We start from the raw sequence: 23,114 nt of genomic DNA on the forward strand, positions 1-23,114 counted from the left end.
TCAGGCAAGTCCCTTCCAACGGCGAAGTCCCCATTCGATACTCAACAGTGAAATTGCCAGGAGGAAAACTCCCCAAGTATGCCAGACCGAACGAACCATTGGCTCCGCGATGGGAATCTCGCGATCTGGCAGCGTACTCACGAATGAATCAAGCTCATCAAGAGTGACCAGTTCCCCTCCTGATGCCCTAGCGATCGACTGTAAGAAGTCGACGTTCGGCCGTAGATTGGCAAACTCTTCAGCTGCCGGATCGGACACCCAGCCTGTTTCGACCCGGTCGATCTCGCTGCCGTCCGGATTGTTCGCAATGATCGTGGCCCGATAGGTACCATCGGTACGTGACACGTAGCTGGAACCATACTGCCCAGAAACGGCATCCTTGGGTTCTGCTTTCAGCTTGAGCACTTCATCCGTCGGTGTCGATATTTCGATAGCCACCCCGGCATTATCCAGCGGTTGATAACTTTCATCGTTGACCTGCACGGCGACTTGAAGAGGCTGCGCCGGATCTTTTTTCGTCGTGATCGTCTGAACGCGGACTCGATGCGGCACATCCGCAATCAGCCAACGAATGGTCTGCCGCCAAGTCCGCTCGAAGTCCTCGTTGTCGTGCGATGAGGGGTGCAGCTTCCACCGCCAGAGGTCTCCGACCAGGAAGGCTGCCGTCCTTCCTTTACCAAAACGCTGCGTGACCAGCCCGGGGCGACTCTCGCCGCTTGCTGAGACAATCGATAGGAGCTCGCTCGCACCTGGCTTGAGTGCTCCCACTTCGTTGAGGATCCGCAGACCAGGCATGGCGTCGAGACGCTGCTGTTCTTGTTGCTGCGTTGTGCGAACACGAACCCAGGGCTCCAGAAGTCCATCCCGCGTTAAGGCGAGCGAGAACGCCATGGCTCCTGGTCGTGGTGAAACACCGTTCAAATAGACCGGCAAGACCTCGCCAACTGGGGTGCGTAGGTAGTCACCTTCGACGAACGACTCACCACCACCAAGCATCAACAAGCCGCCCCCTCGCAGACTGACAAACTCTTGAATCAGTGACTTTTGCTGCTGGGTAAAGAAGTCTGCTTCCAGGTCATCCAAGATGATCGCGTGGTAAGAGAACAGTTCGTCGGCAGACTTGGGGAATCCTCCGGAGAGTTCTCCTGGTTCGAGCTTGCCGACACGAAGCAAGACCGGCTCATCATATTGTTCGACCTGCTCTTTAGCCTCATCGTCGGTATTGGTAAAAATTCGGTTGGCGTTTGAATCCTTTTCGCGAAACTGGAATCGAGGTTCTTTTCTTGCAATGCGAATAAGTCCGTGAAGTTCTACCTCATCGTCTTCAGCCAACGAACGATTGAGGAACTTGAACTCCCAGTTGGGACGACCCGAGACGTAGAGCACTTTGTACGGACCGTGACCTCGGTTCACCATCACGGTCCGGCTGTTATTCAGTAGTGTTGCCTCGGTGCTGGTGCTCGGATGCTCAAAGACGCCCTTCTGAGACTGGGCGTAAGCGCGAACCTGATAAAACAGGACACCACGCTTGTCAGGCTTGATCTGAAACCGAGTTGTGTACGACTGTCCGTCGCTGACGTTCGTAAGCGTTTGTGTTTCCAGGATCTCGCCTTGTTCGTCAAGCAGTTCGACGATGACCGAGTCGTTGGCGAACCCCGCCGCGGCAATATCGGCGGTCACGGTAACTGGCGAAGCTTCAAAGTTAGTTTGGCTGGCCGCGACTCGCCGTACTTGCACATCCTTGGCAGGCTCGTTCGCCCCAATCTGAACCGGGAAAACTGGAGGATATTTGCTCCAGTCGACGGCGTCATTGGTAATGTCGGTGGCGTTGCCGTCGGTTAGTAGCAGCACCCCGGCGATAGGACGACCTGAGAAGCGATCAGCGATTGAAGCCAAAGCAGACTGTAGGGCCGATCCACGTCCGTCGGCGTCATAATGTTCAAAATCAGCCACAGGCAAAAGCTGATCGGCGAATTCGTAACGGCGAACGTCAAAATCCTGTCCTAAACGAATCTGCCAATCCTCGGACCGATCGAGGCGTTTTTTCAACTGTTCGGCACGTGTTTCGGTTTCGCCTGGGTCGGTAACTTGTAGGCTTTGCGAGCGATCTGCGAGCACCACGAAAAGATTCGCTCCGGGAACGGGCTTTGTTTCGCTACGCATCGGCTCAACCAACAGTGCGGCCAATAGCATCACCGCTAAGGTCTTCGCTGCGGCGCAGGCGAGCTTGACAATCAGCGGCGCTTGGATCGAGCGATATGCCCACAGAATAAGAAGGAATAGTCCCGCACCAATCGCGCACGCTGGAACTATCCAGTCATGCGCACCCCAGACGTTTGGCCACTCGAGAAGCCATTGATCCTGAACCCATTCGTTCATTCACTGCTCCCCAGACGCTCGTAATACCGGCGCACAGCATCTTCGTATTGAGCCGGAACCGGGTCCTTGTCGAGCGGAACGCGGGCTTCCTCGGAGGTTCGCCGGAGAAGTTCCTCGGCGACACGATTTTGCAGCTGAGCCAACGGGCGTGCAACTCTTTGCTGGATGATATCCCACTGCGGCGGCGCGGATGTTTCAATCTGCTCGCGGCGTAGCTCGCGGGCCTCGTCTCGAATACGGGCAGCTTCCGCGCGCAGCTCTGGATCGTTCACTATTTCTTCCACGTCACGAAGCCGGTCCGACCAGTCCACAAAGTCATCGCCAGAGAATGGGGACGTATTTCGATTGCCCCCACCACCCAGGAACCTATCCAACGCTCCGCTACCTGCCTGACTGCCTGGGCTACTTTGTTGTTGACCAGGTTGTTGACCAGGTTGTTGTTGACCAGGTTGTTGTTGACCCGGTTGTTGCTGACCCGGTTGTTGCTGACCCGGTTGTTGCTGACCCGGTTGTTGCTGACCCGGTTGTTGCTGTCCCGGTTGTTGCTGTCCCGGTTGTTGCTGTCCCGGTTGTTGCTGTCCCGGTTGTTGCTGTCCCGGTTGTTGCTGTCCCGGTTGTTGCTGTCCCGGTTGTTGCTGTCCCGGTTGTTGCTGTCCCGGTTGTTGCTGTCCGTTGCGAGCTAGTTCGCCTTCCAAATCTTCGTTGAGCTGTTCTAGCTCGTCCAGTGCGCGGCGTAGCATCTCTGTTTCATCGCCAAGTACCTGGTCGGCGGCCTGCTCAATTCCTTCGGCAAGTTGCTCGATGCCCTCGCGGGCTTGCTGTTCGCGTCGGGCTGCTTGATCGACAAATCCGCGATCGAGCAACATTTCAGTTTCCTTTAGGGCATCATTCGGCTTCGAGGTTCTCGTTTCCCGAATCGATTCATACAGCTTTTCAGCCAGCAGAGGTTGGGACTGCTCAGCTTGTTCCACCGTGTCCCTCATTCGCTGCAGCAATTGATCGAGCCGCTCTTGTTGCTCTGCGATTTGGCCACCGAGTTCCTCTTGATCGTTGGATTCACGAAGAGAATTGGTTTGCTCCGGTTTCTCGTCTAGCAGGTCTTCCAGTTGCCGCGCAAGCTCTTCTTCTGCCTCGACCAGGTCTTGGGCCTGGTTCTTCATGTCGCGAAGCTCTTCTTCGAACTCGCGCGACGTTTTTCGTTGGAATTCTTCTCGTAACTCGTTCAGTTCCCGCTGAGCACGCGTCCCTTCGTTGGCTGCCTGAGTGACCATTTGCTGCTCAATCGCTTCACTAGAACGTTGAATGTTCTCACGAGCTTGCTCTAACTGTTGCCGCTGCTCGGCCATGCGTTCCTGATTTTCAGGCTGCTCCATCCGCTGTTGCAGTTCTTCGGTATCACGGAGGATTTGTTCCTGTTCCTCTCGCAATCGCTTGAGCTGCTGTTGGGCTTCGGCACGCTGCTCGTCATTTTCCGCAGCTTCCAGAGCTGCTTGCAGTTCCTGGATTCGCTCGTTGAGGTCTTCCTGCCGTTGAGCGAGTTCTCGTAGACGATTGAGAATCTGCCGATCTTCGCGGGCTTGTTGCTGTTGCTCGGTCTGCGCCTGTTGCTCCTGGGCGTAACGGTTCTCGTCCTCTTGAAGCTGTAGCTGCTGCAATTGCTGCTGCGCTCGGCTGTTTTGCGATTGTTGAGACTGGCCCGACTGCTGCGATTGGCTCGATTGAATCACCTCATGCTCGCGAGCACGCAAACGAAGCAGGCCTTGATAGGCGGCTTGCTCTGCCTGGAGGGCCTCTGACATCTTGGCCGGGGAAGACTCTTCGACCGCCGAGCTTAGAGCTTCGACCGCTCTTTCCATGGAATTACGGACCTGAGCGGCGTGCTCGATAGAAGTGACGTCTTGAAGATTGCCCTGCAATTCCTCGAGCTGCACCATGGCTGACTCTTGCGATTCGATCAAGAGTTGGGTGTCGCTGTCAAACTGGTCGGTAGGCTGGTTATGCGTTTCCCGGCGTATAATTTTCCAGGTTGCACTGATGATCTGTTTTTGCAATTCGGCAAGTTTCTGAGCCTGCTCCGCATTTTGGCCACCTTGCTGTTGTTGGTGCTGCTGAGAGCCCTGGGGAGGCTGCTCTCCTTGTCGGAAAATCTGCTCGAAGGGACGCACTTCAGCGAAGAACATGTCACTCATTGTTCGCCTTAGCTGACCATCGGGACCAATGTCTTCAGCCCAGAAATACCAAGACAGGAGCTGGTCAGGCTGGGCGTCAAGCGACTCGAACGCCAACAGATGCCCCAGTTCTACCCGCTCTTTACTGGGGAAAGAGTCTCCTAAGGAGACATCCTGATCGACCTTGCCAGGAATTGAATAGTTGATCCCGACGCGTTTCAGTCCAAAGTCATCCCACGCGGACGCGGCCAGATCGACTTCCTCGATCGGGGAGACCTCGATGTCCTTCGTCGGTGTCGCCAGCTTAATATCGGGCGGCAGATTTGCGATCATGGTGATCTGTAGCTTTGGAGGATGCTGATTCACGCGCTGATCGTCATCGGTAAGGTGAAGCGTCAGTTCGCGGGATCGATCCACAACGAATGTCGTGCTGTACGTCAGTGGGTCACTCGCTTCTGGCTGAAGCGAAAGAGCTTCATCGCCGGAATCCTTCTGTTCAATGAATTCGGCCGTTGCCAAGGGCTTGTTGACGCGGCACAAAAGCGTCAGTTTCGTACCTTCCACGGCTGACACGCGGCGAACATCAGGAACGAACTTATCTTCGTGGCCCGTATAGCTAGGAAATACCAGACGGGCATCCGTTTGGAGCAGCAGAGGGTACTCGAATACCTCGACCTGAAAATCTCGCGTCTTCTGTCCTTCAAATTCAACGTGATACGACAGCGCCTGCGATACGACCGGGATCCGACTACCAAATAGGGGATCGTCGAGTGAACGAGACATCGGTAGTGCGTGTTCGTTGCCATCTTCGGACGTGTAGACCAGCGTCGCTTCGGACGGCAAGGTCTGGAGGAACTTCGCCAACACCAGCAAGCCCGAGCCACGCTCGACTTCCGTATCACCGGGCTCGACCTCTACTTCGAAGACCGTTTCCGCAGCGACTGCGTCTGGCGAATCTGAGCCGACCGGTGCCCCCGACGCAAGGAGATCACGATTGAGCTGACCCAAAGCAATCGCCGCGAGCAGCGTGGCCACAAGCCCAACGCATGCTGTTAGCCGAGCCCCATACAACTGGCCTTGAGTGACAACATTTTGCCAGTTGTGGCTACGGCCATGACGGATTGCCTGACCAACAACCTCGCTCTGCAAATATCCAAAACGCCCAGTAATGCCATCCGGCTGCTGCTCGACGGCAGTTAATAGAGCCGAGTCGAGTTGGGGATATCGTGATTCCACAAGATTGGCGACTTGATGCACATTTCGGGCCGAACGGCTACTGCCCCAGGTGACAAGCAGCGAGCCAATCACGCCGATCGTCGCGGCAACAATGAGGGTTCCGTCAAGGATGTTTCCCGTTACCTGACTAATGGCATAAACAACGCCGATAAAGATCGCAGCTAATACCCAGACGATGCCCATCCCGCTCCAAAAACGGAACGTTCTCAAGCGGTGGGCAACGCGGTCTAACTGGCTAGTGAGTTCGCGATCCATTATTGTGCTTCTCCCAATTCCTGTGTGGGAACTTGCGATCTGCGGGCAGCGAGAAACGTTTCAACCGCCAGCAGAAACAGCACCGAGACAACCAGCCACTTCCATACCTTTTGATGGTTCTCCAGCTCACGATCTTGAAGCTGGCGAAGTTCCGCTAGTTGTTCGGAATGTGTGGCAGTCATCCCCAGCGGGACACCGAACTGTTCGAGCCGATCTAATTCCAGCGGGGCTGTATCGCTTTCTCCATCGGCCAGATTGACCGCGAAGGGAAGTTCCTTGCCGCCTTGCCGCAGGACGTAAATGCCTGGCTGGGTCGTCTCGTCAAAGGTGGTGGCGCCATCAGGTAATTGTAAAGTGTTTCCGCCTGGGGTTTGAATAGATTTCTCGCCCGTTGACGGCGGTAGGGGGACGCTCTGATTCACAAAATACGATTGCGAGGCCAGCTTTTGACGGTCGGCCAGTTCCAGCCAACGTGATAGGAGTGGAAGGAATTTGGTTGATAAAGCGAGTTGGCTGTCTGCTCGGTTCCAGCCGGCACTCATCACATATAGCAGCCCCTTGCCGCGCTCAATTGACCAGATCGCAGGGGTTCCGTCTTCAAACCGGGCAATCACGTCGGAGGACGATTCGTCGCCAAGAAGTACATCTCGATGCTTCCAGAACCGGATCGTGGTGAAATCGTTGTAGCGTGCCGCCGAAAACGGAGCGAAGAGAGGATGCTGAAAATCGATCTGTCCCAGCATCGCATAAGACCCGTTAGAAGACGCAAGCTTCTCATCTTCTTGCGAGACCAAACTCAGATTATCGAGCCAGGTACTAAGATCACGTACCATATCGTCGTTTTGCAGCACCACGACCGCGTGACCACCACGCTGTAAATATCGATCCAAAACGTCTCGCTGGCCTTCGCTAGGAGTCTGGGTAACGATCACCAGTCGCGGAACGGTTCCGGCCACATCATTCCAACTGGGAACACTTTCCGCCTCGACGGTCTGCACCTCAATCTTACGACTCGGCGTCTCGTCGAATACTCGACTTAGATAGAAGAGCATGCCTTCAGGATCGTCACTCGAGTCGGCTCCGAAGTAGGCGATGGTGACTTCTTCTTGCAGAGGAGGGATTACGAAGAACGTGTTGTCAAAGTCCATCCCGCTGGAATCACCATTGAGTTGAAGACGGTCGGGACCAGGAGAGCCAGGCTCGTACGGAACGTCCAGCACGAGGCTTTCGCCAGGCGGTACATGAAAGGAGACTGGACGGGAAGCAATTTGATCGCCTCGATGCCATACGACTTCGAACTGCTCTTTAACGGAGTCGGATGTGTTTCGGACACGAACGCGAGGCGCGACGGGGCTATCCCCCGCCTCTCTGCTTTCGACCAGCCGTACACGTGCATTGGAATCGTCTTCCACAGTGATGAGACGCACATCAACGCGAACAGCCTCTGGCCACTGACTGGTCTGCAGACGATCGATTTGCGAACCAGATTGCATGTCGCTGATCAATACAATTTGTAGTGTGGCGCTGTTCTGAGTTAGGTCGTCATCGGCTGACAATCGCTCCGCAACTCCAACTAGGGCCGCCCCCAGATTGCTGGAGGCCCAAGTCGGCGACGCTTCTGCCAGGCTCTTTCGGACCATTTCGCGACGTTGGGATCGATCAAGCTCGCTTGTTTGTTCAGCGGTGACCAGTGGAGTCAGGTTCTCATCGAAGGCATAGAGAGAGACTTCGTCGGAAGCCTCCAGGTCATCGATTGTCTGGTCTGCTTCGTCCATCGCCTGTTTCCAAACATTCGCCCGTCGCATGCTGGCACTTTGATCGATGAGGAGAGCCACGTGACGACGAGGAATATCGTCGGGCGAAAGGTTGGTTGACGTGCGAAAAAAGGGCCGCATGAAGGCAAATGCAAGCAGCAAGATAACCAACGACCGAATGAGAAGCAGCAACCATTGATCAAGCCGACTGCGGCGCGTCAGCCGTGGAGGCGAAGGCTGCAGGAACATTAGCGAACTGAATTCAAAGCTTGCCTTGGGCGTGCGACGAATTAAGTGAAAGAGAATGGGTGCGGCAATCGCCGCTGCTCCCAGCAAAAAGATACCTGATAGAACGCTCATGACCGGCCCCCTGCACGCGGAGCCCGTTGCCGGACGGTCGAACGACCACGTTTCAGACGATCGGCCAGTAGGTCGAATAGGATCAATTCGAGTGGATGATCGATCGAGACCTGGTGCAGTTCGACTCCCAGATTCTGGCAGATAGTTTGAACTGCCTGGGAATGCTCATGAAACTGGTCGAGATACTTCTGCCGAGCCTGCTCTGGATCGATGAACAAGTTCTTGCCTGTTTCAACATCGCGAAACATGGCAGGCTGATCGAACTTGAAATCGAGCTCGCGCGGATCGAGAACACGAAGAATCACGACTTCATGTCCGCGTGCCCTGAGAAATCCTGAGTGCTTGTACAGCGAGCCGATCGGCGTGAGCAGATCGGATATAAGGATGACCAAGCCCCGTTTGACGACCGTCGCGGCAATCTGCTCGAGTGGCTTCTCGATATCGGTCGCCGAGCCAGGTTCAGAGCGTTCCAGGCTCATCATGATCTGGTGAATATGTCCAGGACGAAACCGAGCCGGGATGCGATCGGTTATCGATTCGTCGAACGTCATCAACCCTACGGCATCGCGCTGCAGGGAGAGGAAATGGGCGATCGTCGCGGCTGCGGTCTTCGCATAGTCGGCCTTGCTGTAGCCAAGCGTCCCAAAGCTCATTGAGCGACTCAGGTCGACTAGCAAATAACAGCGAAGATTGGTCTCGTCTTCGAAGCACTTGATAAAGTAACGATCCGACCGTCCGAAAAGCTTCCAATCGAGGAAGCGGGTATCATCGCCGGGCGAATACTGACGGTACTCGGTAAACTCAACCGAGAATCCGTGATAAGGCGATCGGTGCAAGCCGGTCAGGAATCCTTCGACAACAGCACGAGCCCTCAGTTCGAGATTCTTGATGCGCATGAGCGAACCGGGATCGATCAGCGAAGCCGTCCCCGTGGGGCGACTTGTACTGGAAGTAATGGTCGACGATCCGCGCGTCGGGCTGCTCATTGTGCCCCCGGTACCGGTATGGCCGCTAGTAGCTGGTCGATTACCTTTTCGACCGTGATCCCTTCTGCCTCGGCACGATAGCCGACCAGTATCCGGTGTCGCAGAGTTACATGGGCCAGGGCCTTGATGTCGTCGGCGGTGACATGCGTACGCCCCAGCAGCAACGCCCGAGCCTTCGCTCCCAGAACGAGATACTGAGCACCACGAATCCCGGCTCCCCACATTACCCATTGATTAATGAAGTCAGGCGTCGAGGGTCGACCTGGTCGTGAAGCATCGGCCAGACGAACGGCATAGCGTACCAGGTTCTCGGCGATGGGGACTTTCTTCACGACGTCATGAAAACGCAGGACATCTTCACCAGAGAACAGAGGACTGATTGGTTCCGCTTTGCGCGAGGTGGTTTGGTTCACCACGGCCACTTCGTCATCCTCGGGAAGATAGTCCATCCAGATGTTGAACATGAAACGATCTAGCTGGGCCTCGGGCAGGGGATAGGTCCCTTCCATTTCAATCGGGTTCTGCGTGGCGAGCACGAAGAAAGGTTCCTCGAGGGCATAGCGCACCCCAGCGGCGGTAACCTGATGTTCCTGCATCGCTTCCAGGAGAGCGGCCTGGGTCTTGGGTGGCGTACGGTTGATTTCGTCAGCAAGGATGACGTTGGCGAAGATCGGACCTTTGGCAAACTGAAGCTTGCGGCGGCCTTCCTCCGTCTCTTCCAAGATTTCAGTACCTGTGATGTCGGCAGGCATCAAGTCAGGCGTGAACTGGATACGGCGAAACTCAAGATCAAAAATCTTGGAGATAGAATTGACCAGCAACGTTTTGGCCAAACCGGGCGCCCCTGTGATTAAGCAATGACCGCCTGCGAAGAGGCACAGCAACAGTTGCTCGACAACTTCCTGCTGACCGATGACGGTCTTGGAAAGCTCGGCCAAGATTTTCTCGCGGCCAACTCGGATCTGCTGGACCGCTTGTTCTTCGAAGTCCTGGTCTTCTATGTCAATGCTCACGATTGTTCGACTTTCTGGTGGGAATTTGGGAATTTAGGAACGAGGGCTTGGCGAAGAAGGGGAATGAAGGGGGCTAATGCGTCATCGCGTAGGTAATAATATTGATGCCAAGGGGATAGGCGAAGCGTTCGGAATACTCCTTGAAGTAGGTCGGGTCGACTCCTTCCTCCTCCCAGCCGTCTCCCAGGTCGGTGTTATGGCAAATGACGACCATCATTCGCCCTTTGTCATCGAAGATGCCTTTGTAATGGGGTTCATCGGCATCCCAGCGTTCTGTTTCGCTGCCGCGCATCCATGTGCCGATACTGACAATCATGGGTTTTTCGGCCAGGTCGTACACCAAGTGAAAGATATCGTGCTCTAGCGGCAACTCTTCTGGTTCCCGATCAGGAAAGACGAGCTTGATGTTATCGTAGAATGTTCGCCACTCTTCCTCACCCCAAAAGTCATCGACCATCAAAAACCCACCGTTTAGCAGGTAGGTGCGAAGCCCGGTGACTTCCCCGTCGGTGAGATTCATTTGTCCCGGTTCAACAATGTACAGAAACGGGTAGTCTGATAGATTTTCGTCGGTCAATTCGACAATCACGCTTTCCGGGTGAACTTCCATCGAAGTGAGTTCACGCAGGCGATGCGGTAGATTCAGGTCACTTTCGGGAAAATCGGTCCTCCATTTGTCTCGCCAGCCATAAGAGGTGTACTTCACGCGAGCAAAGCGGAACGCTTCATGCTCGAACTTCTCGTCGATCTCCCAATCGTTCTTAGCGCCAGTCATCGAGGACGAATTGCCGCTGAATCTTCCCCGCGATCGAAAGCCGTCCTGAAACTGTGCCCAGACCACGCCACCAAGAAGCGTGACCGAGAGAAAGAAGCAGAGGATTCGGACCGGTTTCGATTTCAACATCACTCGGAATCATCCTTGGTTTGGGAGGGCCGGTCAGATTCGGCCGAAGGAGCCTCGGTCAGGGTTAACAGCAAAGTGAGAGCCTTGCGATAACGGGGTGCTTCGTCTAAAGCCAAGAGAACATGTCGCAGCGCTTCCTCGTTTCGTTCTGACTCGAGCAATCGCTGGGCAAGGCGAAAATGAACATAGGCCGGATCGTAGGGATCTAGACTCGCGAGAGTTGATAATCCTTCGATCACGACTGCTCCATCGTCCAACTTTTCGCCGGCTTGGGTCAACAAGAGATAGGGCTCTTGAACGAGTGGGTTTACCGCCCGCATTCTCTTGGCATTAGTGATCACGGCCTTCCATCGGCCGGACTCGGCGTGCAATTCAGCCAAGCGCCGATATTCATCAACCGCATCAGCGCGCAGCTTCGCCAGTAGTTCTAACACCGCTAGTTCTTGTTCGGTTTCGCCTAATTCTCTCAGAATTTGGGCCTTCAACGGCAAAGGGCTACCGTCCCCGGCATAGTCGGGGGCCAGATCCAACAACTTATCAATTGGCTCCAGGGCTTCCGTATATTGTTTTTCCCGGATCAAAGCTGCGGAGTACTGCAGGAGCCCGGGGAAGCTATTAGGGTGTTCTTTCAACCACGCTTGAAGTTCAGCAACGCGTGGCGGTGGGAGGTCCTCGGCGTTGAAATCCGCATCAGGGGCAAACGCCCGAGCCCGATCCTGGATGTACTTCTTGAAGCCAGCGTCGATCGCGTCCAGGGGAGCCGCATGCCGGGCGATCGCGTCGTTGATTTGCAATCCTCTTCCGAGCTCATCAAGGATTGACCGAAGTGCCTCGATTCCGAACTGGTCGACCAAAAATTCGACCGCGACAGCCGATTCATAATAGGCAAACATGAGATGCTTCGAACTCGGGGGGCGAAGGAACGCTCCGCTCAGCTGGCTGACCGGCGTTAGATCGTCGCCCAGAATCATCTCTCGATAAGAGGGCGAGATCGATTGTCCCCAGGATGGATCGCGCAGGGTCTCTTCATAGACCGAGATCCCTTCGCTGAGCCAGCGAGGCATCTTGTTGTGGGTCTTGTTCAGCGTGACGACGTGGCAGAACTCGTGCCATAAGACGGCTTCCCAGTTACTAGGGTTGTCCGTTTGGGACGCTGGGGAATTCATGGTGATCACATTGCCAAAGCAAACACCCAGAAAACCAGCTCCGCCGGGGAGTCCAAACGTCCGAATGGCAAAGTCTTGTTGCTTGGGGAAGATCTCGACAGCGATCGGTTCTTTCAGTTCGACATCATACTTCTCGCACAGAACGGCTTTGGCTTCGCGAAGGATTTCCAGCACTCGATCCCCATAGATAGCTGCTTCTTGTGCGTCCATTCGCACGATGAAGCCATCGCTTTCTAGCGTGCGAAACTTGGCCATGTGTTCCTGGAGAGTTGATAGATTGTGGGCAACAACATTATAGTTGTCCGCCTCGAAGACTTCTTCGGCCAGCCTCCAGCCTTGCTCTTCCTTGCCCAACCGTAGCAGATCGTTGGACAACTCCATTTTCGCGGGAAGATATTCACTGTCGAAATTTAGAGCTCGACGCTGGGCTGCTTCTGCTTCGGCAAAACGGTACTTCCTGGCCAAGTGCTTGCCGATGAGATAATCGACTTCCGGATTATCCTTCCAGTGCATCAAAGCCTTCTCGCGACATTCCTTCTCGCGGTCAGCGTCACTTGCCAGGTGCGCCAGCACGGCGCGAATCGCCCAAGCACTTGGCTGGTGGGGATTGATCTCCAGCACCTTGTTTAGCAGTTGCTCTGTTTCCTCATAGCGTTCCGCTGAAAGATGATCTTCGGCGATCATTAGCAGGCCCGGGATGTGGTTCGGGTTAATCCTCAGGGCCTGTTGGAGGTACCCTTCCGCCTTCTCTGAATCACTCGGCTCGAAGGACCGGGCCAGTCCATAGAGCACACGTGGATTGTCCTCGTCTACTTTCAAGGCGACCTGGAAGTCTTCAGCAGCCAAGGCATAGTCGTTCTTAGAAAGCGCCAATTCCGCAGCCGCGATATAGCCATTGGGTAGACCAGGCGCCCGTTGCTGAATCGGTTTGAAAAGATCAATCCGAATGCGTTTTGGGTCGGCCCCAATCTCGAGAAAGAACTTGCCGATAACGATCGACGTTTCCAAGTCGCGGTAGATACCACTGGTGCGTTCAAGCTGCGTTCCCAGTTCCGCCAGAACTTCTTTGGCTTGATTCGACTGGCCGTTATAGCGCCGGACGTCACGCTCCAACCACAGCAGCCGTAAGTTCGTCGGAGACAGCTTCTTGGCGTCATTCATGGTTTGAGCCGCGTCGGCGTACCGTCCGAGAGTAAGCTCACTCTCAGTTTTCAGCACATACCAATCGATAAACGTACGACCACCTTCGATCTCCTGGGCAGCTACCTCAATGCACTTGGCGTACTCACCGGTACGAAACAGATCTTTGGCTTCCGATAAGGTTGCGGCGTGAACGGTGCCAAGGCAGAGAAGCAATCCCACTACGGCAAGCGCGCTCGCAAGCGAGACCGCGCGCATCGTGAGAGACATCATCCAACTGCTAAGGGACGTACGCAAAGCCAGATACTCCGAACCAAGATTACGGATCGATGACGCTATTGTAGAGTTCTGGCTTCTTAGTCAACAAGAATTGCGTCCGTATTGCGGATGATCCCTTCCACTAAGGGGGAGGTAGTCTGGCAGCAACTTGACGCACTTTTCCGCGGTTGGCGACAGGATCAGACGGCAAGCAACGCAAAGGCCGATCGAAATGATCGATCCGCCGTGTACTTGTAGCGAGATGTAAAGACAGGCAAACGCGCGAGTTTAGTCGTGCCATCTACCATCGTCAGTGAAGCGGCTGACAGGCGATTGGCTTCGCTTACTTACTTCTACTGGGTCGGGTCGATAATGACCTTCATCGCCCCCGGTTCGCCTGAGTAGAGGCGGGCAAACCAGTCGACTCCTTCTTCCAACGAAGCTGTCGCCGTGATCATATCTTCGACACGGATCAGCCCCCGAGACATCAGGTCGATGCAAGCCGGGTACTCTCCGCTGGAGGCACACGAACCATACACGGAGAGCTCACGCGTCACGACGGCTTGCAAAGGAAACTCGACGTTCGGTGCCAGGTTACCTACCAGGACGATTGAGCCCCCCTTCTTGGCGCACCCGATCGCGGTCTTGACCGTGGGAGTAGCCCCAACAACTTCCAGCACGACATCCGCACCGCGTCCTTCAGTCAGTTCGCGGACCTTTTCTTCGACGTTTCCTTCGCTGGCAACAATACCGACATCCGCTCCCAGCTTTTTGGCAACCTCAAGTCGATTGCTGTCGAGATCGACGGCGATGACCTGGGAGCACCCGGCCAGACGAATTGCCTGGATGGCGAGCAGGCCAATCATTCCGCTTCCGACGACCACTGCCGTATCGCCCAGCGTAACAGGGGCTCGGCCTGCCGCATGAACTGCAACAGAAACGGCTTCGATCATCGCTGCGTGATTGTACGGAATCGAAGCAGGCAAGTGATAGCAAATATGCTGCGGTACGGCGACATATTCAGCGAAGGCGCCATGTCGACGGTATTCGTCACACGAAACACCCAAAACCATGCGGTTATCGCAAAGATTGATCTCTCCCCGACGGCAGTAGAAACAATGTCCACAAGAGACGGTGGAGTCAAACGTGACGCGATCCCCTTCGCGAAACCCGGTCACCGACTTACCCACCTTGGCAACGACGCCTGCGGCCTCGTGTCCCATGACCAGCGGTGGTTGGCGACGCCCTGTGCTGCCATCGTATCCATGAATGTCGCTGCCACAGATTCCACAAGCTTTCACGCTGATCAGGAGATCGTGGTCGCCAATCTGAGGCTCTTCGAATTCAACGACATCCAGCTTTTTGTATTCCGAGAGTAATAGAGCCTTCATGGATAAACCTTCGTATTTGGGGACTGGTTCCCGGCGAACTTCACTTCAGGAAGGGTCGCTCCGGGAGGGGCGTGTTTTGGAATTGGGTCGAATGGTTTCGGTCGACGTAGGCCATAGCGTCTGCATCTGACAATCATTCTATTCCGAACGTTGTAGTTGGCGACATGGGGGAGGGCAATGAGAAGCATCGTCTCCGACCTAAGGTATATTGTGAATTCTGCTTACCTTCGCCCAGGTAAACTACTTGGCCAGACGGGCCGTTTTTGAAGAAGGGCTGCACAATTCCGTGATTGTGTCGTCGGAAATCACAAAGTAGCGTGCCGGAGCGTACTTCACCGCTTGACCGTCAATAAAAGTCCCGAACGCGGGAAGGATGAGGATCTCGTTGGTCAGGACGAAGCAGGGTAGGGTTATCGAGTCGGTCGAAGTTCTTAAACGGTATTTCGGGTGCACATGGCCAGCAAGCAATGGTTTGGTGCTGCGTTTAGGTGGAACGTGTTGAAGCTGAAATGGACCGCAGTCGGCGACATCACGACTATCAAGGTTCCAGGACGTCGGGAGGCAGCCGGCTTTATCGTCGTGATTGCCGACTATCAATTGAACGTGAAGGTCTCGATGCTCTTCTCGCCAACGAGCCGTCTGATCAATCACCTCTCGGCTCAGTCCACGAGCACAATGGACTAAGTCGCCCAGGATAATCAGTCGCCGACATTCGGTCTTATCGATCAAGGACGACAATCGTCCCAGGTCGATTGCAGTCACATCGGGAACCGGGATCGAAGCTGCTCGGAACGCGGATTCTTTACCCAGGTGTAGGTCGGCGACAAGGAGTACCTCATAATCCGGCATCCAGACGGCACGTTCCCCTAGGAGCACAAGCCGTTGTTCGTGCCAGATCAGCTCGAATCCTTCCCCCATGGTGTTCTCGATGTTTCCTTCCATCTAGCGCCGCTCCGCCGCATTCTCGAGTTGTTGTTGCATCCTGCGAACTCGGTCAGAAAGCTTTTCCGATGATAGCCGTTCCCGTAGACGATCCACGACCAGCGGAAACGCCAACGGCGTGAAACGCTTTGTATTCCGAATCACAACTTCGCTTTCGCGGATTTCTTGGAGCGTATCCAGTAGTCGCTGACGCTCTAGATTTCGTTCCAGAACTTCTGCTTTGGCCTGTTTAAGTAGTAGGTTGTCTTGGTCGTAATTGCTGAATACGTCAAAGAGAAGTCCCGTCGAGGCTTGAAGCTGACGAGCACTCTTGCGACTGCCTGGATAGCCTTGGAAAACGAGACCAGCGATATGCGCGACTTCACGAAATTGTCGTTTGGCCATCTCCACCGAGTTAAGACAGGCCAGTATGTCGTCTTGAATAAGTTCCGAGCGAAACAGGTCCGTCTGAAGGGCTTCTTGGAGCGGGATCTCCGTTGGCGAAAGCAGCTCGAACCCGTAGTCGTTGACCGCCATACTGAAGGTAATCGGCTGAAGCCTGGCGAGTCGATATGCCACCAGCGCAGCTAACCCTTCGTGAACCAGTCGTCCTGCGAACGGAAAGAAGAAGAGGTGATATCCTTCTCGAGACTTCGACGACTCAATCAACAATTGCTTTCGTCGCGGAATCGCCGACCATGCCGGTTGGAGCTCTAAAACTGGCTGGACCGCCTTCATTTCGCTCCCGTCAAAGTTCCCGTCGGCGGCTTGATCCAACTTGCGACGCACGGCGCGTGATAGTTCCGTGGAGAGTGGCATGCGGCCTCCCATCCAACGCGGAATCACAGGCTTTTCCGCGTTCTTGGCCCGTCGGACCCACACTTTGGAGTCCTGGACGCGTACCAATTCCACGAGTCGGCCTGCAAAATAGAATGCTTCGCCAGGAGAAACCTTCGCGATGAACGCTTCCTCGAGGGTGCCCAGGCGAGGACCTTTGACGAACTGAACCGTAATGTTCGCGTCACCCACAATGGTCCCAATCGAGAGCCGATGGTTTCGGGCAATTTTGCGATCGCCGATTGCCAGCGACCCGTCTTCACTGGGCACAACTCGGCGATACTCGGGATAAGCCTTCAGGGCATCACCTCCGGTCGTAACGAATTTGAGCGCCCACTGCCAGTCAGTGTCAGTCAGATTCCGATAGGCAAAGGTCTGCCGTACCTCCTGGAAGAGATTCTCTGCCTGGAATCCGCCTCCACACGCCATCGTCACCATGTGCTGGATCAAGACGTCGAGTGGGGCGTTGGGTGGGACGCGACTCTCCAGCTCATTTCGTTCGATGGCTTCTTTAGCCGCTGCGAACTCGATCAACTCCAGGGTGTTGGTTGGAACGCAAACGACTTGGCTTCGTCGATCAGGCGAATGTCCACTTCGACCAGCACGTTGCATCAATCGGGACACACCCTTAGGACTACCTACCTGAAAAACCTGTTCGACCGGACTAAAGTCGACACCAAGATCTAAGCTGGATGTACAGACAACACACTTGAGCTTGCCAACTCTTAACTGCTGTTCGACCCAACTTCTGGTGTCACGATCAATAGAACCATGATGGACGGCAATCAAACCGGCCCAGTCGGGACGTATTTCCAGAAGTCGCTGATACCAGGCCTCGGTCTGTGATCGCGTGTTCGTGAAGACCAAAGACGTATTCGCTGCGTCGACACGCTTGGCGACATCCTCGACGAGACGCGTACCTAGGTGCCCTGCCCATGGGAAGCGTTCGATCTTGCTGGGGATCATGGTCTCGATCGCAATGCTCTTTCGCCTTCGGCCAGCTATTATCGCCGGCTCAGCTTGTAAGCGGCGATGTTCTCCAAGAAGGACGTCGATTGCCTCGTCGGTGTTTCCGAGCGTTGCCGATAGGCCCAAGGTTTGGATAAGTGGATTCCATTGCCGTAGCCGCGACAAGGCAAGCTCCGTCTGTGTACCTCGTTTCGATCCGATCAGTTCATGCCACTCGTCGATCACCACGAGGCGCAAGTCTCTTAGCCTGGCCTGGGCGTCTTCTTGACTCAGCATCACCGTGAGACTTTCCGGGGTCGTCACCAATGCTGTCGGAAGTCGTCTCTTCTGGCGGGCTCGTGCGGAAGAAGAGGTATCCCCAGTTCGAATATCGACCGTCATCGGCAGGTCCATATCCAAGACCGGCAGAGCCAACGAATCGAACGTGTCGTTGGCAAGTGCCCGCAGAGGCGTAATCCAAAGCACACGTAAAGGTAGCGGAGAAGATATCTTTCGTGACTGGCGCTCGGCAAGAATCTCGATCAGTGGCCCCATCCAGGCCGCATACGTCTTGCCAGTTCCCGTACTCGCGTGAATGAGGCCATTTTGACCGCCTAGATAGGCGTTCCAGGCCTGACGCTGGAAACGAAAAGGCTCGAATCCCTGCGCGTGAAACCAATCGGTTACCTTGCGTTTAGCGGAATCAATGTGGGTCCGCGAAGGTTGGCGGCGTTTGCTTTCACGGGCCGTTTTGGTAATGACGGATCCTTCCATCAAGCCACCTCCAATTGAGCCATCGATTTGATCGTGGCGAGCGTGTCGGCTTGCTGAATTGGCTTATCGTGTCGCCAGCGGCTGATGCGCGGAAAGCGAACCGCCACGCCTGACTTGTGCCGTTTCGACTCGTGAATACCCTCGAAGGCCAACTCAAAGACGAGTTCGGGTTTCACCGAACGAACTGGTCCAAATTTCTCCAGCGTGTTCTTGCGAATAAAGCGATCTACCTGCCGGATCTCTTCATCGGTCAGTCCGGAATAAGCTTTGGCGAAAGGGACGAGCTGTCCGTCATCCCAGGCAGCAAAAGTGTAGTCGGTGTACAAATTGGATCTTCGGCCATGTCCTCGCTGGGCATAGATGAGAACCGCATCGCAGACAAACGGATCGACTTTCCATTTCCACCAGAGGCCGGTTGGGCGTCCAACTTCATAGCTCGCGTCCAAACGCTTGAGCATCAGACCTTCCGTCCCGTGTAGCCGACTCTCTTCGCGATGTTGGGCCAGATCTTCCCAGGAGGTTGCCTCGATCGAAGATGATACTTGCAGGCACGTATGTTCGATCGCTCCAATCGTTTTCAGCAGTTTCATTCGACGGTCCGCGAGTGGCATTGAACGAATGTCCTGGCCGCCATGTTCCACCAAGTCGAACGCAATAAATCGACAGGGGACATCACTGAGCAACTTCTTCCCGACGCGCTTTCGGCCAATTCGCCTCTGCAGATCTGCAAACGGCATCACTCGATCGTCTTTCCAGGCAACGATTTCACCGTCCAACACGGTACCGTCAGGCAGTTCGGCGATGGCATCGTAAAGCTCTGGAAACCTTTCCAGAATGAGCTCTTCTCCACGAGACCACACATACGATTGCCCGTCACGGCGAAGGATTTGTGCACGGATACCATCCCACTTCCATTCGGCGAGCCCGTTTTGAGGGTCTCCCAGCACGTTTGGGTCATCCTGAAGAGGATGAGCGAGCATGAACGGGTAAGGTTTACTGGCATCGGCCTCGCCATCATCACGACTCACCAGAGCTTCGAAGAATTGGGGTGTCGGCTCCCAACTGCCCATCAAGCGGTGGGCGATCACTGATGTGGCAACGTCGCTCGCCTTCGCAAGTGCCCGAACAACAAGTCCCTTGGATACGCCCACTCGGAAACCACCGGTCACAATCTTGTTGAAGACAAACCGTTCGTGGTTCGATAGTTCCTGCCACGATTGCCGCAAGAGACACGCGCGTTCTACCTCGTTGAGCTTGCGAAGGGGCAAAATGCGATTGTCGATCCAATGTGCCAACTCTTGTTGCTTTCTTTGATTGTGTTCCCCTGTTTTGCCTGGAGATGTCGAGGCGGCGACGAGAAGCGCCATCGTTTCTGCCAAGTCGCCGACTGATTCGTAGCAGGCCTCGAATAGCCAATCTTCAATTCCAGCCGCCTGGGCCGCCCACTGGCGCATGTCCTTAGAAGGTAACAAACGTTTGATTCGATGACCGACAAGGAAATAAACGGCCCATGCGCCATCATCCGGGCTACACCGCGAGAAGTAGTCGACGAGGGCATCGACCTTGGCATTGGTCCCCAAAGCTTCATCAAGGGCTCGGTACAACTCTGCGAATTGCCTCATACCTCGGACTCCTGCTCGACAGGTTCGTCGTCAGAGTTGGAGTCAACCACCAGGTCGTCATTCTCGCCCGTAAACAGCGTGTTGAGCGCGTCGGCCTCGATTCCCTTTTCTCGCAGATATCGCTCCATCGGGGCCGTTTGGCCATGCGTGAGAAGAACTCGTTCAGCTTGGCTTGTATCAATGGCCGTGAGCAAACCATCCCAATCGGCATGGTCTGATAAGACGAAACCTCGCTCGACATTGCGTCGACGACGATTACCCCGGACGAGCATCCAACCGGAAGCAAAGGCGGTGGATGCTTTGCGAAACTTACGCATCCAAACGGAACCAAGTGCCGAAGGAGGGGCCACAATCATCGCCCCGTCCCACCGAGACTTCTCGTTGTCGCGGCCCGTGTAGAGCGTTTCTGGCAAAGCGATGCCACCTTGGCGATATGCCTCGTTGAGGTTCTGAATCGCTCCATGACAATAAATCGGACCAATGGAAGCGTCGAGACCCGCGAGGAGACGCTGAGCCTTACCAAGCGAGTAGGCGAACAAAACCGAAGGACGGCCATCGTCGGCATTGGCCTTCCACCAAGTATTAATGGATTGAAATACTCGCGCATCATCTTCCCAGCGATAGATGGGTAGGCCAAAGGTGCATTCGCTGATCAGCGTATGGCAGTGGACGGGCTCAAATTCCGAGCACGTTGCGTCGGCTCCCAACTTGAAGTCGCCTGTGACGACCCAGACCTCGCCTCGGTGTTCCACACGAACCTGAGAAGACCCCAAGATGTGACCAGCCGGATGAAGCGAAACGGAAACACCGTTCATCGAGAGAGTTTCTCGATAGGGAAGCGTTGAAATCTGCGCAGTGTTACCCAGACGTTTGCGAAGAACGCCATAGCCTTCCTCCGAAGTGACATACTGCTGACTGCCGAAGCGGGCGTGATCGGAATGGGCGTGCGTGACGATCGCTTTGGGAGTTGACCGCCAAGGATCAATATGAAAATCGCCGGCCCGACAGTAGAGCCCGGCCTCAGTGACTTCGATCAAGATTCCTCCTTGTTATGCCTGTTGTTAACCGTGTTACCGCCAAAAGCAAGTCACGGTTAACAGCAAACACTTCGGTCGGTGTTCCCATGCGAGGTCTCGCAGTCCCGACGACAACTTCAGGTCTGCGGGCAGCATTTCACAGATATCGGACCATATTAAGTTCGGTCTCGTGGAGATTCAGTTTGCGGAGAGGAGTGAGATAAGATGTGGCAAACTCGTCGGATACTTGTCGTAATCGGATCACCAGAATCTGAGAGGTCCAGGCGTCGATCTCACCAGCTCGCACTAGACACTTTACAGCGTCTTCCGGCGGCGGAGCGGTGGGAAGTGGTTTTGCTCGATCTTACCCCAGCAGGCCGGTGCGAATTCCCCGTCGAGATCGACGAAGACGGCCACTACACAGGTGACTCCTTTTCACGCTTCGAGGCAACGGAGTTGCTGCGTTCCATTCGGTTGGACTATGTCTGCCCATTTGTGACGTGTCGGTCTGGATTCGATCTCTTCCAACAAGTCGCGTTAGAACTAAAGCTGCGACCATTGTGGATGCCCAGGCAGAAGCCGCCGATCAAGCATCCCCGGTGGACGGTTGCATCATCTATCTCAGCAAAGACTTCCATCCTGAACCGCTTCACTCGCATCCACCCCAATTGATACCTGCCGCGAACGGAAGAAGAAGTCAGGCTTATGACATGCCTCGCCGAGCAGCTACAATAGGGCCGTCGCCTATTATTGATTCAGCTTTCGCCGTTCGGGGAGTTGCTCGAGATGAAATGTGCATGGTTGCTTGGGATTGCTTCAGTATCTGTCCTAGGCTGGTTCTGTGGGCTTGCCTCCCATTGCACGGCTGAAAATCTGAGCGTAAGGGAATCGGATAGCACGATAGTGATATCCGATGGGGACCAATCCATACTGACCTACAACAAGGTCTCGCCACCGGTTCCCAAGGGATTGAAAGAGATCTACCACCGTAGCGGCTGCCTGCATCCGGTTTGTTCTCCAAGTGGCCAGTCGGTCACGGCAATGTTTCCCAAGGACCACCCACATCAGCAAGGCATCTTCTCGGCCTGGGTGAAAACAACCTATGAGGGAGAGAACATTGATTTCTGGAATCTTGGCGGCGGGACAGGTCGCGTTTTACACGAGCAAGTGGTGGGGACCTTTCAAGAGAAAGACCGCGCAGGGTTCGAGGTCAATCTGATCCATCGCAAAGAAACCGAGCCGAAGGTTGACGTCTTGCGAGAGCGCTGGAAAGTAACAGCTTATCCCACCGACGGCAGTTACCGCTGTTTCGATTTGCAATCAACCCAGTCCGCAATCTCGCCACGCGCATTGCTTATCAACGAGTACCATTACGGCGGCTTCGCCGTGCGGGGACCTGCACGTTGGGTTACCACCGGGAACGAGAAGGAAGAACGAGAATCTAGCGGGTTTCTCAACAATCTTGGCTCAAAACGAGCGGAAGGAAACCATCAGCATGCCAAATGGGTTTCCCTATGGGGTGAGATCGACGGAAAGCCGGTAAGCATAACTGTACTGTGCGATCCGAATAACTTCCGAGCCCCTCAGGCTGCTCGAATCCATCCCACGAAGCCGTACTTCTGCTACGCTCCGTGTGTCGATGGAGAGTTCGTGATCGACGAAGATCACCCATATCAGTCTCGGTACCGGTACCTGGTAACCGATGCGATGCCAGATGCGAAATGGCTTGACCAACAGTGGGAAAAATGGTCGTCCGAATCGACCAAGTAGAGCGTTTAGAACCGATTCATAGCCCTTCCGGTTGTCATCTTGCGGGGTTCAAGCACGTTAAGAAGGCCGGAGCCTTGGGGCCAAAGAACAGGGCAGCGAGATGTAACGTCTTATAAGAAAGCATGTTACGGTGCCGCTAGATTGGTCGCTTACGGGGTAATTTGAGAGCAATTGCCCGAAACATCGAACTGGTTTATCTTTGTTGTGCAGTGATTT

At 54.9% G+C, this 23,114-nt stretch carries 13 protein-coding genes; 1 reads left to right on the forward strand and 12 read right to left on the reverse strand.

What is annotated here, in order from left to right:
- From PSR63_RS25260 to PSR63_RS25315, 12 genes are all read right to left on the reverse strand, one after another.
- Positions 1-2,379, reverse strand: a complete 2,379-nt coding sequence (locus tag PSR63_RS25260; protein ID WP_274328710.1) for a glutamine amidotransferase — start codon at positions 2,377-2,379, stop codon at positions 1-3.
- Complete coding sequence (locus PSR63_RS25265; RefSeq protein ID WP_274328712.1) at positions 2,376-6,038, reverse strand: hypothetical protein; 3,663 nt, start codon at positions 6,036-6,038, stop codon at positions 2,376-2,378. The genes PSR63_RS25260 and PSR63_RS25265 overlap by 4 nt, the downstream gene beginning before the upstream one ends.
- Positions 6,038-8,152 (reverse strand): BatA domain-containing protein, encoded by a 2,115-nt coding sequence (locus PSR63_RS25270; RefSeq protein WP_274328714.1) that lies wholly within the window; start codon positions 8,150-8,152, stop codon positions 6,038-6,040. Before PSR63_RS25270 ends, PSR63_RS25265 begins: the two co-directional genes overlap by 1 nt.
- Positions 8,149-9,138, reverse strand: a complete 990-nt coding sequence (locus PSR63_RS25275) for a DUF58 domain-containing protein (protein WP_274328715.1) — start codon at positions 9,136-9,138, stop codon at positions 8,149-8,151. The genes PSR63_RS25270 and PSR63_RS25275 overlap by 4 nt, the downstream gene beginning before the upstream one ends.
- Positions 9,135-10,154 (reverse strand): AAA family ATPase, encoded by a 1,020-nt coding sequence (locus PSR63_RS25280; RefSeq protein WP_274334260.1) that lies wholly within the window; start codon positions 10,152-10,154, stop codon positions 9,135-9,137. The genes PSR63_RS25275 and PSR63_RS25280 overlap by 4 nt, the downstream gene beginning before the upstream one ends.
- A gap of 70 nt (positions 10,155-10,224) precedes the next feature.
- Positions 10,225-11,055 (reverse strand): DUF4159 domain-containing protein, encoded by an 831-nt coding sequence (locus tag PSR63_RS25285; RefSeq protein ID WP_274328716.1) that lies wholly within the window; start codon positions 11,053-11,055, stop codon positions 10,225-10,227.
- On the reverse strand, positions 11,055-13,658 hold the full coding sequence (locus PSR63_RS25290) for a tetratricopeptide repeat protein (protein WP_274328717.1): 2,604 nt from the start codon (positions 13,656-13,658) through the stop codon (positions 11,055-11,057). Before PSR63_RS25290 ends, PSR63_RS25285 begins: the two co-directional genes overlap by 1 nt.
- A gap of 314 nt (positions 13,659-13,972) precedes the next feature.
- Positions 13,973-15,010, reverse strand: coding sequence for a zinc-dependent alcohol dehydrogenase (locus PSR63_RS25295; RefSeq protein ID WP_274328718.1), 1,038 nt, complete (start codon positions 15,008-15,010; stop codon positions 13,973-13,975).
- Positions 15,011-15,250: 240 nt separating this feature from the next.
- The gene (pdeM, locus tag PSR63_RS25300; protein ID WP_274328720.1) at positions 15,251-15,952 is read right to left on the reverse strand and encodes a ligase-associated DNA damage response endonuclease PdeM; all 702 of its coding nucleotides are present in this window, start codon (positions 15,950-15,952) and stop codon (positions 15,251-15,253) included.
- Positions 15,953-18,490, reverse strand: coding sequence for a ligase-associated DNA damage response DEXH box helicase (locus tag PSR63_RS25305; protein WP_274328722.1), 2,538 nt, complete (start codon positions 18,488-18,490; stop codon positions 15,953-15,955). It abuts the gene before it with no gap.
- The gene (locus PSR63_RS25310) at positions 18,490-20,112 is read right to left on the reverse strand and encodes an ATP-dependent DNA ligase (protein ID WP_274328724.1); all 1,623 of its coding nucleotides are present in this window, start codon (positions 20,110-20,112) and stop codon (positions 18,490-18,492) included. Before PSR63_RS25310 ends, PSR63_RS25305 begins: the two co-directional genes overlap by 1 nt.
- Positions 20,109-21,149: a ligase-associated DNA damage response exonuclease gene (locus tag PSR63_RS25315; protein WP_274328725.1), complete on the reverse strand. Its 1,041-nt coding sequence runs from the start codon at positions 21,147-21,149 to the stop codon at positions 20,109-20,111. The genes PSR63_RS25310 and PSR63_RS25315 overlap by 4 nt, the downstream gene beginning before the upstream one ends.
- A gap of 882 nt (positions 21,150-22,031) precedes the next feature.
- On the opposite strand from PSR63_RS25315, the gene PSR63_RS25320 reads away from it, so the two are divergent.
- Positions 22,032-22,898: a DUF6807 family protein gene (locus PSR63_RS25320; protein WP_274328726.1), complete on the forward strand. Its 867-nt coding sequence runs from the start codon at positions 22,032-22,034 to the stop codon at positions 22,896-22,898.
- Positions 22,899-23,114 lie beyond the last annotated feature (216 nt).

It is taken from the genome of Bremerella sp. P1, assembly GCF_028748185.1.
GTDB lineage: Bacteria > Planctomycetota > Planctomycetia > Pirellulales > Pirellulaceae > Bremerella.

Excerpts from the sequence above, each read along its gene's own strand:
- pdeM (WP_274328720.1), bottom strand. The coding sequence starts at position 15,952 with ATGGAAGGAAACATCGAGAACACCATGGGGGAAGGATTCGAGCTGATC.
- PSR63_RS25295 (WP_274328718.1), bottom strand. The coding sequence starts at position 15,010 with ATGAAGGCTCTATTACTCTCGGAATACAAAAAGCTGGATGTCGTTGAA.
- PSR63_RS25285 (WP_274328716.1), bottom strand. The coding sequence starts at position 11,055 with ATGTTGAAATCGAAACCGGTCCGAATCCTCTGCTTCTTTCTCTCGGTC.
- PSR63_RS25260 (WP_274328710.1), bottom strand. The coding sequence starts at position 2,379 with ATGAACGAATGGGTTCAGGATCAATGGCTTCTCGAGTGGCCAAACGTC.
- PSR63_RS25310 (WP_274328724.1), bottom strand. The coding sequence starts at position 20,112 with ATGAGGCAATTCGCAGAGTTGTACCGAGCCCTTGATGAAGCTTTGGGG.
- PSR63_RS25305 (WP_274328722.1), bottom strand. The coding sequence starts at position 18,490 with ATGGAAGGATCCGTCATTACCAAAACGGCCCGTGAAAGCAAACGCCGC.
- PSR63_RS25270 (WP_274328714.1), bottom strand. The coding sequence starts at position 8,152 with ATGAGCGTTCTATCAGGTATCTTTTTGCTGGGAGCAGCGGCGATTGCC.
- PSR63_RS25275 (WP_274328715.1), bottom strand. The coding sequence starts at position 9,138 with ATGAGCAGCCCGACGCGCGGATCGTCGACCATTACTTCCAGTACAAGT.
- PSR63_RS25265 (WP_274328712.1), bottom strand. The coding sequence starts at position 6,038 with ATGGATCGCGAACTCACTAGCCAGTTAGACCGCGTTGCCCACCGCTTG.